This window comes from Bacillus sp. FJAT-27986 (genome assembly GCF_001685035.1).
Taxonomy (GTDB): Bacteria; Bacillota; Bacilli; order Bacillales; family Pradoshiaceae; genus Pradoshia.
In genome coordinates this window covers 112,003-125,231 of sequence record NZ_MAYV01000014.1, presented here as the reverse complement: position 1 = coordinate 125,231, position 13,229 = coordinate 112,003, and the positions used below count along the sequence as shown (strand labels likewise).

The following is a 13,229-nucleotide window of genomic DNA, read 5'->3' as shown; positions in this document are numbered from 1 at the left end:
TTTATCAATAGAAACCGAAGGGGCAACTTGAGAAGGGGGTTAGTAGAAGATGATTGTATTATTTGATGGGGAATGCAATTTTTGCGATAAGAGTGTTCAATTTATCATTAAAAGAGACCCGAAAGGAATTTTTGTTTTTGCCTCCCTGCAGAGTGAAGCAGGCCAGCAGTTATTAAAGGAATACCATGTTCCTGAAGGAATAGACAGCTTAATTTTACTTGAACCAGATAATCACAAATACTATATGAAGTCTTCGGCTGCCTTAAGGATATGTAAACATTTATCGGGTTTATGGAGTATGTTGTATGTCTTTAAGCTGGTTCCAAGAACTATTAGAGATAGAGTGTATGATTTAATTGCGAGGAACAGAATTAAATGGTTCGGTAAGAAAGATCAGTGTATGCTGCTTTCACCGGAAATTCGAAAAAGGTTTTTATGATATGTTCAACATCAAAAAAAATCCACTTTCGCACGCGAAAGTGGATTTAATCATTTATTAAAGCATACCATCCAGCAATAATACACGAGACGGAGCAGCATCAATGCCTACCAATTTAAGCGGTGCTGCGACCATAAAGTATTCACCGGCAGGGACATCTTTCAAGCGCAAGCCTTCAATAACAATTACATCGTTTGCAAAAAGGGTACGGTGAGTAGGATGTCCAGGTTGGGCACGTTCAACACCAAGCCCATCGATTCCCACTCCATTAATGCCAATCTCAGACACATGCTTCGCACCAGACTCACCTAGCGCGATAAATTCAAAGTTAAATTCTTCATCGAAAGAGTTTTTTGTTTTTAAAAGAATAAAGTCACCTTTTTCAATAGGCAAAGACTCAAGATCTTCTTTTTCAACTAACCCTGTTACATGAGTTAAATCAAATACTTTACACTTACCAACGAGACGTTCAAGTCCAATTGTTTCAATAGTAGCACCGTCATTCATCATATGAAGCGGGGCATCTGTATGAGTTCCGACATGAGCATCAAGAGTAATACGGGATTCGGTAACATGTCCGTTTGTTACAGTGTTGAAAACTGGCTGTTTGTCCTCAATATTTTTATAAACGGGCATTCCAGTGTAAATTGGCATAGAAACATCATAAATTTTCATATTGGTTTCTCCTCCACAACTTTATTTTAATTTACTCGTCTTCTTCTTCAATTGCCCACCAATGGAAGCCATCTTTTGAGAGCAGTTCATCTGCGCTCTCTGGCCCCATTGAACCGGATGAATAATTAGGGAAACATCCAGCAGGTTGGCTTTCCCATGCACGAGAAATTACATCTGTGAACTTCCAGGACAAGGCTACTTCATCCCAATGGGAAAAGTTTGTTGCATCTCCGCGCATCGCATCGAAAAGCAGGCGTTCATAGGCTTCAGGGGTATTGAATCGGTCGTATTTGGAAGTCCTAAAGCTTAATTTAACTGGTGTTTTTCCGCCTTTTTTAGCATTGAGGTGAAGCGTGATTCCTTCTTTAGGCTGGATATTAATAACTAGTAAATTAGGGTTTAGCTGCTCTTCAGTTCTATAAAACAGATTCATCGGCACGTCCTTAAATTGTACGACAATCTGAGTAGACTTCGCCGCAAGCCGCTTGCCGGTACGGATATAGAACGGTACACCGGCCCATCTGAAATTTTCAAATAACAATTTTCCGGCTACATAAGTTTCTGTATTGGACTCTGGGTCAACCATATTTTCAGAACGGTATGCTGGTAAAAGTTTGTCACCGACTTGACCTTCACCATATTGACCGCGCACAAAGTATTGATCTACTTCATCTTCCTTTATAGGGCGAAGGGAGCGAAGTACTTTAACTTTTTCACTGCGGATCTCGTCAGTCGTTAATTTAATCGGAGCCTCCATCGCAAGCAGTGAAACAATTTGCATAATATGGTTTTGAACCATATCACGCAAGGCACCGCTGTTCTCATAATATCTGCCTCTATCTTCAACTCCGAGAGTTTCTGTAGAGGTAATCTGAACATTGGCTATGTAGTGATTATTCCAAAGCGGTTCAAAAAAAGCATTTGCAAAGCGAATCACTTCAATATTTTGAACCATTTCTTTCCCTAAATAATGATCGATTCGATAAATTTCATTTTCGGAGAATGATTGACGAAGCTGATTATTGAGCTCTTCAGCTGATTTAAAATCATGGCCGAATGGCTTTTCGATAACTAAGCGTTTATAACCGGCTGTATTGGTCAATCCATCTTCTTTTAATCTTGTGGCAATCGGTCCAAAATACTCCGGTGCCATCGCAAGATAAAATAGTCGATTTCCATTTAACTCATATTTTTCATCCAATTGGTCTGCCAAGAGACGCAGTTCTTCATATGATACACTCGCTTGGCTGACATCCAGTGATTGATAGTAGAAATGACCGGCAAATTCAAGCTTTTCTGAATCAGTGCCATGTTCATCGGCAACCGCTTCCTGAATATGTTGTTTAAGACGATCTGTTGTCCATTCGCGTCTGCCAATTCCTATACAGGCGAAGTTTGAAGATAATCTGCCTTTCGTGTATAGACGGAATAATGAAGGGAAAAGTTTCCGTTGCGCTAAATCTCCAGTAGCCCCAAATATCAATATTAATCCTGATTGTTTGTCAATAGTGGGCATTCAGAACCTCTCCTTATATGGTAATTACGATAGTTTATTTTATCTCTTATTCAACTCTTTATCAATGGATTGAATTTTTTCCATCTATACTTAGTTTACAGATAAAGAGGGAGAAAATAAAATATTTTATCGCTATATTAAAAATGTGGAAGTATTCGGATTTTCTCAAATGCTGAAAAAAAAGGAAGAGTGCTGTAAAATAGATGTATTCAAATAGGCTGGAGGAATTAGATTGGAATTTGTATTTTTAGGAACAGGAGCCGGCATACCGGCTAAGCAGCGAAACGTATCTTCGCTTATCCTGCAGATGAATGAAGAGAGAGGGGCAAGCTGGATGTTTGATTGTGGAGAAGCGACTCAGCATCAAATATTACGCACGCCTGTAAAAACGAGAAAAATAGAGAAAATATTCATCACGCATCTGCATGGTGATCATATATATGGGCTACCTGGCTTACTTGGCAGCCGTTCATTTCAGGGGGGGACAGAACCGCTGACCATTTACGGACCGGTAGGAATCAAAGAGTATGTGGAAACGTCCTTGCGTTTGAGCCAAACTCATTTAAAATATGATCTGTCATTCGTGGAAATAGTAGAAGATGGTCTGCTATTCGAGGATGAGACATTCAGAGTGGAGGTATTGCCTTTAGATCATGCTATTTTAAGCTATGGGTATCGAATCGTCGAAAAAGATAAACCCGGAGAACTACGGGCTGATTTATTAAAAGAAGCTGGAATTCCGCCCGGTCCGTTATACAGCAAGCTGAAAAAAGGTGAAATGGTCCAATTGGAGGATGGCCGCATAATAAATGGCAGAGATTATATCGGAACACCTAAGCCGGGGAGAGTGATTGCTATATTGGGTGATACCCGCCCGTGTGAAAATACTGTCAATCTGGCATTGCACGCTGAATGCATCGTTCATGAAGCTACTTTCCAAAAGGGACAGGAAGAGATGGCCGCTGACTATTTTCATTCGACTACCATTCAGGCAGCCGAATGCGCTGTAAAAGCGGGTGCCAAGCGTTTAATCCTCACTCACATCAGTTCCAGATTTACTATGGATGATGAAATAGAGCTTGTTAATGAGGCCAAAGCTGTTTTTGCAAATACTGAATTAGCGAGAGATTTTTCGGTTTTTAAGCTTTAAAAATAAATCGATAAACTAATAGTAGAGATAGCAGGAAGCGTATGTCCTGCTATCTTTTTTTATTTCTGGGATAAGCATAGTTTTACTAGTTTTAATTAAAAACCCTTTTGTAAGAAAATGTAATACAATTGATGTATACATATATAGGGGGAATACGATTTGGATAAACAAAAGTTTGAAGTATTAATTGGAGATGTGTTTGCTGTAAAACTGCCTGATGGACGGTTTGGTGCGATAAGAATTGCTAAGCACCATCAAGAATTAGGCTCATACCTGGTTATCACAACTCCATATATAGGTGAGGAACTGCCTGTTATTGAGAATAATTGTTTAACTTATATCCTTCGTCAAAATCGTTTTTTTTATAAGAATAATCGAGCCCTTGTATGGGTTGATGGAGAGCCTCCTCGGGATTTAATATATATAGGAAATCTTCCTTTGGCGGAAAAGGAAAAAGCTATAATATGCAATTCATTCTGTGAACAATGGGATCGTATTGGAATAGAGGTTTATCATGAATGGAGATGGGAGAATGATCAGGAGAATTTTATTAAAGAAGTTCAAGAGGAACAAAAAAATGAAGAGGAAGAAAATCGAAATATAGCTCAAGTACCTAAAAAGATGATGCATGATGAAGAATTTTGGTCTATTATTTCCTTGCTGAATTCAAATGGTAATGGGAGAGAAGATATACTAGAACCGGCCGTTATTGCTTTATCAAAAATGAGTGTAAAAGATATAAAAGAATTTGAGGAAGCATTATCTTACAAACTCTACCTATTAGACACTAGAGAGCATGCCAAAAACATCGGAGAATATTCATATACAGAAGATAATCCAATCAATTTTTCTGTTGATTTATTTTTGTATATCCGTTGTGCAGTGGTTGCAGAGGGGCAGCAAAATTTTGAGCGTACATTAAAAAATCCCGAGATGATGAATAAAAATCGAACATTTGAACCTTTATTATCAATAGCCTCCTATGCTTATGCAACAAGAATGAAAAAGGATTTTGAGTATACATCCGGCTGCAGCTATGAAACTTTCTCAAATATTGCTGGATGGAAGGGCTAAACAGCCGTTTGAGGTGATTCTTTAGGAAAGGTATTAATGCATAAGAGTGCTATTGACTTCCGTTTGAGAGAGAAGATTTTCTACCTGTTATTAAAAACTCTCTGTTGTTTGAGATGTTTTTTTATCTGCGATTAAATGAAAGCGACCCATTTCTTATTTCATTCCAAATGAAGTTATAATATTAATATAATATTTAAAAAAGAATGGGGGACGGATTAGTATGTCTGAGGAGTTATTAGACTTAGCTATTGAATTAGCTAAAAAGTATCATAAGGATCAATTTGATAAGGGCGGTAACCCTTACATTAATCATCCATTAGCTGTAATGAATAGGTTAGACACGGCAGAAGAGAAAATTGTCGGAGTGTTGCATGATATCATCGAGGATACAGAGCTTACCTTTGATGATTTACGAGAATATGGCTTTTCAGAAAAAATTATAGCTGGAATTGATTCTGTGACTAGAAGGGAAGGAGAAGAGAGGGGAGCATTTATATATCGCGCCAAATTAAATGAGCTTGGTCGAACAGTTAAAATAGCGGACTTAAAAGAAAACAGAGACTTATCCAGAATTCCTAACCCACAGGAAAAAGATTATCAACGTGCAGAAAAGTATGAAAGAGAAATTAGAATTCTAACAGAAGATACTTGGATTTATAGCGATGATGAATGGATAGAGATTTTGGAAGAGAAGTGAATAAGGAATCAATGATATCAAACCAACTTATTTAATCATATTAGGAAAAATGATATTAATGAATATGAAAGCAAAAATTTTAATTGATAAAAAAAACACCTCTTGATTTGAGGTGATTTTTTTATTAAATATATATGTTAGGCTTGGAAGAAATGAAATGTACTAAAATTAATTTGAATGAGAAATTCACTTTTAAGAATGTAGAAGAGATTTTAGATAATCCACATGTTCCCGGTCTTTATCCAGGATTTTATGGACTAGACTAAGACTTTCTTCATCTAACTTCCCCCTTACTAGGTCCTCACTCATTTTTATCCCATATATATTTTCCCCCTTAATAGCATGTTTTATAATCTCTTCCTCTGAATTGTAGTTTTCAATCAAATTTACAACTTTCGCTTCAATCCTTCCAAATATTCCTTCACTCGTTATAGGTGTACCACCTAGATTTTGAATTCTCTCTGAAATAAGGATTGCGTGATTTTTTAGGTCTTTCTGGATCGAAATAAACGAGTCTTTTAATGAGGAATGTTGTAGCTTTTTTATAAAGTGTTCATAGGCGTTAATGGCCATATATGAACCTCTTAAGAATGTGTTAAGCGTCTTAATCGCTTGTTTTTGGTCCAATCATATCACTTCCTTAAAATAATAATTTTACTATGTCCATGAAAGTGAAAATTATTAGATTGCGGTATCGATACAGCTCAAATGTTAGCAGCTGTTGAAAATAGTGAAACGATTTTATTAGAGGAAAACCAATAATAACACTGAGACCTCAACCACTTGCTATTTGGCTTGGAGAAACCGACAGACGGCAGACGGGGAAGTGTTGATTAGAAAGACTCGTCTGGATCATTTATCAAGAGCCGAAAAAGTATTCCGTAAAAACCTAAATGCTTAATCTGCAATAAAGAAATAATGAAATTAAAGTTGTTTTATTGGTGAGGGATGCTTCAATAAAAAAACAATTTAAAGTGGGAAAAACAATATTAAAGTTTAACATAGAAAAAATATATAGAATTTATATGTGAATAAATGTACTTAAAAAAGGGGATTTAGTTGAATAACGGAGACAGCAAAAAAGCTATCTTTAATGCTCAGAAACAAACCTTATAAAATAGCAAAAAGAAAGACCTTCCATAAAGAATGTTGCCAGCACGCCAAATTCTCTGAAGGTCTTTCCTTAAATTGGATTTTCTCCAAGTTTTCAATTGTAATAAGAGATTTTTATAGCTTAAATTTCGCCATTTGCTCCTGTAACTCTGATGAGAGCTTGGATAGAGAGCTTGAGGACAGGCTGATTTCTTCGGTGGCTGCAAGCTGTTCTTCAGTAGAGGCAGCTATATTAGTTGTATGCACTGACACACTTGATATATCCTCTGCTACTTGATTAATGGAATCCGATACAAGGTTGGAGCTGGCCGAAATCTGTTGGACTGAAGCGGCCATGCTATTCACTTCTTGTTCCATTTGAACCATGTAAGCCACAATTTCCTTGAAAGCCTCTTCCGTATTATTGATAACAGACATCCCTTCCTCAACCTCGACCTTTACCTCATACATGGATGAAATCGATCCTTCCATATTTGACTGGATTTCTTTAATAAGGTTGACGATTTGGCTGGACGAGGATTGAGATTGCTCAGCAAGCTTTCGTACCTCATCTGCGACAACAGCAAAGCCTCTTCCATGTTCTCCAGCTCTGGCTGCTTCAATAGCTGCATTTAATGCTAAAAGGTTTGTTTGATCGGCAATGGCTGAAATAGTTCCTGAAATCTTGCTGATTTCACTGGAACTGGTATCCAGCATTTTCAGGATTTCTTCGCTTTCAGTGGCTTTCTTGTAAATAAACTCTATTTGCTGAATGGTCCTGGATAATAATTCATTCCCATGATTTGCTTTTGATACGACCTTGCTGCCTGTTTCGGAGATTTCGTTTGATACACCTGCCAGACGCTGGATAGAGGTTGTCACTTCCTCAAGAGCGTGTACACTTTCCTGAAGTCGAGTATTAGCGGAATCAGACACATCGGCAACATGGTTAATGGAATTGGATACTTCTTCTGTGCTGTGAGTTGTTTCCTCCGAGCTTGCAGTCAATTCTTCGGATGCTCTTGCAACTTGTTCAGTTGAATGGTTAACCTGGGTGATCAGTATCTTCGTATTGTCCACCATTGTATTAAAATCACTTGCCAACTGTCCTAATTCATCCTTGCTTTTATTCTTTAATGGAGAGATTGAAAAGTCACCGGTCGCAATCCGATTTAGGCCTTTACTAACCTGTGAAATCGGTTTGGCTATTTTTGCAGAAAAGAAGTAAGCAGTACAACTGGCAATGATGACAGAGCCAATTGATATTACAGCTACTAACCAGGCAAGCTCAGATGATTTAGATGTAATTTTTGCGACGGGTTTGCTGGATATAATCGTCCATTCCCAATAAGGTTCCCTTTTAACATAAGCTATTTTTTCAACATCACCTTTTTTGGAAGAATACGATATGAAAGCCCCGTTCTCACCTTTCTCAAGAATCAGCTGATCCACTGTTTTGTCTCCGTTTGTTTTAAGGTCTTTATAATTTGTATCTGCGTTTTTAGTATGTAAGGTAAGAGTGCCATCTTTGTCGATTGCAGATAGTTCTCCATCTTCTCCAAAATCATAACCTTGATAAACTTGCTCTTCTTCTCCCAGAATCTCTTCATTTAATTGTTGCTGTGCATCCTCTAAGGAAATATAACCAGCACTCACTTGTTGGTGTAAGAGTCCGATCATTCCAATTGTCATATCAGTGTTTGTTTGGAGATTTTCTTTCTCTGTTTCAATCAATTGATCTTTTGAGATAAAAAATACGCTGATACCGATAACGATTACAGGAATGATTAACGTTATTAAAGTTAACATCAATAATTTAATCTTGATTGAACGAGCTTTTTTCTTTTTCAATATATTTTTCCTCCTATCAATTAGGAAAGTCACAATGGTCTTCAATTAACTATCGGCATTCATTTTTTTGTCTTAACATGAAAATAATGTAATTGTTGTGAAAAATAAATTCTGATAAGAGAAACTGAAGAAATGTTTGTCCCTTTGGTACGGATGTGAAGGAAAAATACTAATCTACAGCTACATCGAATTGTTCCAATATGTAATTATTTAATTTTAGTTTAAGATCTCGTCATTATTATTTTGTATTCTCCTGTCGAATTTTAAGGTTCAAAAAAAGAAAAAGCACCGTTTCTATAGAAACGATACTTTTTTCTTAATTTGTTTCCTGTACTTTATTAAATCAAAACAATGATTTAATCGAAGGAAATTACCAACCGCGACCGTATTGCACAGGAGCTTCAACAGAAGCACGCAGTTCCTTGGCAGCATTTTTAGGCCAATATGGATCACGTAATAATTCTCTACCGATAAAAATTAGGTCAGCACGGTTGTTTTGTAAGATTTCCTCCGCTTGTACGCCAGATGTGATTAATCCGACGGCACCAGTTGCAATGTTGGCTTCATGCTTGATTGTCTCACTCATTGGGACCTGATAGCCTGGGAAGCTTGGTACCGGTACTGACATTACACCACCGGAGCTTACATCAATAAGATCGATTCCGTCTTCTTTCATCCAACGGGCATATTGAATATAATCTTCCGGTTCATATCCGTCTTCGTGATAATCTTTAGCGGAGATTCGGACGAATAATGGGCCGTCAAAAACAGATTTAATAGCAGTAATGATTTCTTTTAGGAATCGATAACGATTTTCCGGCGATCCGCCATATTCATCGGTACGAGTATTAACGGCAGGAGTTAGGAATTCATTGATTAAGTATCCGTGTGCGCCATGAATCTCCATAACCTCAAATCCTGCCTTTTTGGCACGAATAGCGGCTTGTTTGAAGGCTTCAACTGTATCGGCAATATCCTTTTTGGTCATTTCTCTAGGAGTTTTCATTTTTTCATTAAAAGGCACAGAAACAGGTGCGATAATTTCACCTTCAAGCTCAGCTTTTCGCCCTGCATGAGCGAGCTGAATCCCGGGAACTGTGCCATATTCCTTCATCATAGCAGTTAGCGTATGTAAACCTTCAATGTGATCGTCACTCCAAATGCCTAAATCTTGATCAGAAATTCTACCTTGCGGAGTAACTGCGGTTGCTTCCACGATGATTAAACCAACCTGGCCGACAGCCCGGCTTGTATAGTGAGTCATATGCCAGTTCTGTATTTTTCCATCACGTTCGTAGCTGGAGTACATGCACATCGGTGACATGACAATCCGATTTTTAAGAGTTATATTTTTAATTGTATATGGTTCAAATAATAATGATTTAGTCATTGATGACAACTCCTTTCAGTAACCAAGTATAACAGTTGGGATTAAGGGGTGACTAATCAAATGCTTCAAATAAAAGGAAGAGAGCATGTGGCCCGGGAATCCCCGAGTACATGCCCCCTATCTTACTTAGTAACCGCCGTAGCCGCCTCCAACATAAGAAGCACCGACAATAATTAACAAGATGAAAAGAACAACAACGAAAGCAAAGCTTCCTACACCTTTACCACCATAAGAATCACTCAATACAGACACCTCCTGTTCATTGCTGCAATAATGGGAGCGAATTCCCATTACATAGCCATCATATGGTTTAAAGTGATAGATGGATTGGACAATATTTAAAGTTGGGACAGCCTAAATTTCTGCAGCAATCATTACTCTCGAGAATTAATGGATTTAAAATTAGCTTATGAAAATTCCTCTTTACCTTATTAATATGTTACGAATGTTAAAAGGTCAGCTATTTTGCTATAAGTCATGGTTTTATATAAAAAATATCAAGAACAATACTCGTAAACAGGGAGGAGAATGGCTATGAGAGATCGGAGCTCCGTGGTAATTATAGAAAACAATCAGATAGTACTCATTAAAAGAAGTTTGAATGCTTCTGTTTATTATGTTTTTCCTGGAGGAGGCATAGAGAATGGTGAAACACCTGAAGCTGCAGCTAAAAGGGAAGCCATCGAGGAATTGGGGGTAGGTGTAAATGTTAATGAATGTATTTCAAAAGTAAAATATAACGGAAATAACCAATACTTCTACAAGGCAGAAATTTTATCTGGAACTATAGGCACCGGGCAAGGTGATGAATATACAAACAAAACAAGGGGAAGAGGAACGTACCTGCCAATATGGGTGGGTCTTGAAAAGTTAACATCTATTGACGTAAGACCAATGGAGGTGGCCTTAAAAGTTCAATCATTATTTCATCATGTATGAGGGGAGAGCGGGATTCTAACATTTGCTGGGCTGAATGTTGAAAGCCTACTGGAGTGGGATAGTAAAAAAAGAGAGGATAGTATAATCCTCCCGTTAGATGATTAATGATTGACCATTTTTCTGAATGCGCTTAGAGAAGTGCTGTAATTGATACGCGCATCATATAACTATTTATTTTATTCATATAGAATTTTTTCTTTGATTTTACTTCCTAATTCCTTACCCATACGCTCTGATTGGAGGGTAGCCTCTTGAATGCATTTAATAAAGGCTTCCTTAACGCCATGTTGTTCAAGGATTTGGATACCTGCTTCAGTAGTTCCTCCTGGACTTGTTACCTCGTAACGCAGCATTTGAGGAGATTTATCGGAGGAGTGGACCATTTCGGCAGCTCCCATTAACGTTTGGATAATCAGAGTTTGAGCTTCTTGATGATTAAGACCAATTTGTTGGGCTGATTGATGCATGGCTTCAATTAAGTAATAAATATATGCTGGTCCGCTTCCAGAGAGGCCTGTGACGGCATCCATTTTCTCTTCTTCTGTAAAAACGACCATTCCTACCGTATTGAAAATGTCTTTAGCCAGTGTAAGATGCTCTGGTTTCATATAGATGTTCCCTGAAATAGCAGTGGCGGATTTTCCAACTGCCGCAGATGTATTTGGCATAGCCCGAATAATCGGCATAGTATTCTCTAAAATGGCTTCAATGCTTTGAGTAGAAATTCCTGCGGCAACAGATATAAGTACCATCTTACTGGTTAGATAAGGTTTGGCTTGTTGTAAGACTGTATAAACATCCTTCGGCTTAACGGCTATCAGGATGATATCTGCGTCAGATAGAAGGGAGGACATGTTGCGGCATGGAATAACGCCATAGTTTTTTTTCAAGCGTTCTAGTTGAGGATCATTGTTCCGATTACAGACCCAAAGATCTCCGGGTGAAGTTGCCCCTTTTTTTACAATGCCTGCAATCAATGCTTCAGCCATAGAACCGGCTCCAAGAAAAGCAATTTTTTTATTCATGCTCCTGCCTCCTTTGTAAAAATAAAAAAAGCCCTTCATCCTGTAAAGGACGAAAGGCTATTCTTCCGTGGTACCACCTTAATTTACGAGCATTCGGCTCTAGAATGCTTGCATCTTTATACCGGATAACGCCCGGTCGGACGGCCAGGTTTTCCTGACAGCTCGAAAGGCAGGTTCAATCATCAGTGGGCGGCGAAACCTTACAGCCAACGGGTTTCACTCTCTTACGCCATACATGATTTACTATTCTTTCTCGAACGCTTGTATAAGTATATTTATTTGATATTAATAGAAATTATGCAAAAAAATAGCTCATGTGTCAAGAATATTCAAACTTTATGATGGAATTTTCATACAAATTATGTAAAAATAATTACTAAAATACATAACAGGGAGTAATGAGATGAGTTCGATTACAAGGGTAGCTGAAAAAATTATTATACCGACTCCGTTTGCTGTCGGAGATGTAAATACGTATCTTCTAAAAGGAGATGCTTTAACTCTGGTAGATGCCGGAATTAAAACACAGGAAGCAAAAGAGGCACTTGAACGGCAGTTAAAGGAACTGGGATATAGGCTATCTGATATTGAACAGGTAATATTAACCCACCACCACTCTGACCACTGTGGATTAATTGATGTATTTCAAGAAGATCCATTGTATGGACATGAAGATAACCAGCGGTATCTTAAAAGGGATCCAGCATTTATGAAGGAACAAAAAGATTATTTTACAAGTATGGCAAAGCAATTTGGCGTACCTCCGCAATTGATGAAATATGCCAATGATGTAGAGTCCCTATATACGTATTCGGGTTCAAAACCCCTCACACATTTTTTGAAAGAAGGAGACTGGATTCCCGGCCATCCTGGTTGGAGAGCAATGGAAACCTTTGGCCATTCACAGGGTCACTTATCCTTCTATCATGAAGAGTCAGGTACACTGATTGGCGGAGATTTATTATTGGGTAAAATTTCACCTAACCCGATTCTGGAGGTACCGAAAAGGGCAGAGCAGGAGAGATTGAAGCCGCAACTGCAACTGAATGATAGCTTGCGTCGATTGCAAAATGAAAGACTGACAATCGTATATCCAGGGCATGGAAAGGACATTACTGAACCATACCAGCTAATAGAGAAACGTTTAAAAAATCAGCATGAGCGGGCATTTCATGTTAAAAGCCTCATTGGGGAAGACCGTCGGAACGTCTTGGAATTAGCTATACAATTATTTCCGAAGGCTGTTAAGAGAGATCCAGCACTGGCATTGTTTGAGACATTGGGCCAGCTCGATTATCTAGATAGTCTTCATGAAATTGAAAGTGAAATGGTTGATGGTGTCGTATGGTATTATAATAAATAATGGACCATTAATGAGGAA

Annotated in this window: 13 protein-coding genes; 6 read left to right on the top strand and 7 right to left on the bottom strand. The window is 38.1% G+C overall.

Annotated features, from left to right (window positions below):
* The first annotated feature begins 49 nt into the window (after positions 1 to 49).
* Positions 50 to 439, top strand: coding sequence for a thiol-disulfide oxidoreductase DCC family protein (locus tag A8L44_RS09315; protein WP_066104696.1), 390 nt, complete (start codon positions 50 to 52; stop codon positions 437 to 439).
* Between the two features lie 57 nt (positions 440 to 496).
* Here A8L44_RS09315 and A8L44_RS09310 read toward each other — a convergent pair whose 3' ends face one another.
* Positions 497 to 1,114, bottom strand: a complete 618-nt coding sequence (locus tag A8L44_RS09310; protein ID WP_066104694.1) for a cyclase family protein — start codon at positions 1,112 to 1,114, stop codon at positions 497 to 499.
* Positions 1,115 to 1,145: 31 nt separating this feature from the next.
* Positions 1,146 to 2,630 carry a glucose-6-phosphate dehydrogenase gene (zwf, locus tag A8L44_RS09305; protein ID WP_066104691.1) on the bottom strand — a complete coding sequence of 495 codons (1,485 nt, stop codon included), beginning with the start codon at positions 2,628 to 2,630 and terminating at the stop codon, positions 1,146 to 1,148.
* A gap of 232 nt (positions 2,631 to 2,862) precedes the next feature.
* Here zwf and rnz point away from each other — a divergent pair, with 232 nt between their 5' ends.
* The 3 genes from rnz (at position 2,863) to A8L44_RS09290 (ending at position 5,551) form a co-directional block, all read left to right on the top strand.
* Entirely contained in the window at positions 2,863 to 3,780 is a 918-nt protein-coding gene (rnz, locus tag A8L44_RS09300; RefSeq protein ID WP_066104689.1) for a ribonuclease Z, read from the top strand.
* A gap of 159 nt (positions 3,781 to 3,939) precedes the next feature.
* Positions 3,940 to 4,854, top strand: a complete 915-nt coding sequence (locus tag A8L44_RS18525; RefSeq protein ID WP_077248055.1) for a DUF4240 domain-containing protein — start codon at positions 3,940 to 3,942, stop codon at positions 4,852 to 4,854.
* 220 nt (positions 4,855 to 5,074) lie between these two features.
* Positions 5,075 to 5,551 (top strand): bifunctional (p)ppGpp synthetase/guanosine-3',5'-bis(diphosphate) 3'-pyrophosphohydrolase, encoded by a 477-nt coding sequence (locus A8L44_RS09290; RefSeq protein ID WP_066104686.1) that lies wholly within the window; start codon positions 5,075 to 5,077, stop codon positions 5,549 to 5,551.
* Between the two features lie 192 nt (positions 5,552 to 5,743).
* Here the strand turns inward: A8L44_RS09290 and A8L44_RS09285 are convergent, their stop codons facing one another.
* The 4 genes from A8L44_RS09285 to A8L44_RS18520 all read right to left on the bottom strand — a co-directional run bounded on the left by A8L44_RS09285 (position 5,744) and on the right by A8L44_RS18520 (position 10,127).
* Complete coding sequence (locus A8L44_RS09285) at positions 5,744 to 6,178, bottom strand: ferritin-like domain-containing protein (protein ID WP_077248054.1); 435 nt, start codon at positions 6,176 to 6,178, stop codon at positions 5,744 to 5,746.
* Between the two features lie 600 nt (positions 6,179 to 6,778).
* On the bottom strand, positions 6,779 to 8,452 hold the full coding sequence (locus A8L44_RS09280; protein WP_395940466.1) for a methyl-accepting chemotaxis protein: 1,674 nt from the start codon (positions 8,450 to 8,452) through the stop codon (positions 6,779 to 6,781).
* 412 nt (positions 8,453 to 8,864) lie between these two features.
* Positions 8,865 to 9,884, bottom strand: coding sequence for an NADPH dehydrogenase NamA (namA, locus tag A8L44_RS09275; protein WP_066104680.1), 1,020 nt, complete (start codon positions 9,882 to 9,884; stop codon positions 8,865 to 8,867).
* Between the two features lie 126 nt (positions 9,885 to 10,010).
* Entirely contained in the window at positions 10,011 to 10,127 is a 117-nt protein-coding gene (locus tag A8L44_RS18520; RefSeq protein ID WP_077248053.1) for a YjcZ family sporulation protein, read from the bottom strand.
* 291 nt (positions 10,128 to 10,418) lie between these two features.
* On the opposite strand from A8L44_RS18520, the gene A8L44_RS09270 reads away from it, so the two are divergent.
* The gene (locus tag A8L44_RS09270; RefSeq protein ID WP_066104677.1) at positions 10,419 to 10,823 is read left to right on the top strand and encodes an NUDIX hydrolase; all 405 of its coding nucleotides are present in this window, start codon (positions 10,419 to 10,421) and stop codon (positions 10,821 to 10,823) included.
* A gap of 176 nt (positions 10,824 to 10,999) precedes the next feature.
* On the opposite strand, the gene proC is transcribed toward A8L44_RS09270, so the two are convergent.
* Complete coding sequence (proC, locus tag A8L44_RS09265; protein ID WP_066104675.1) at positions 11,000 to 11,848, bottom strand: pyrroline-5-carboxylate reductase; 849 nt, start codon at positions 11,846 to 11,848, stop codon at positions 11,000 to 11,002.
* A gap of 403 nt (positions 11,849 to 12,251) precedes the next feature.
* On the opposite strand from proC, the gene A8L44_RS09260 reads away from it, so the two are divergent.
* The gene (locus tag A8L44_RS09260; RefSeq protein WP_066104672.1) at positions 12,252 to 13,211 is read left to right on the top strand and encodes an MBL fold metallo-hydrolase; all 960 of its coding nucleotides are present in this window, start codon (positions 12,252 to 12,254) and stop codon (positions 13,209 to 13,211) included.
* Positions 13,212 to 13,229: the final 18 nt, after the last annotated feature.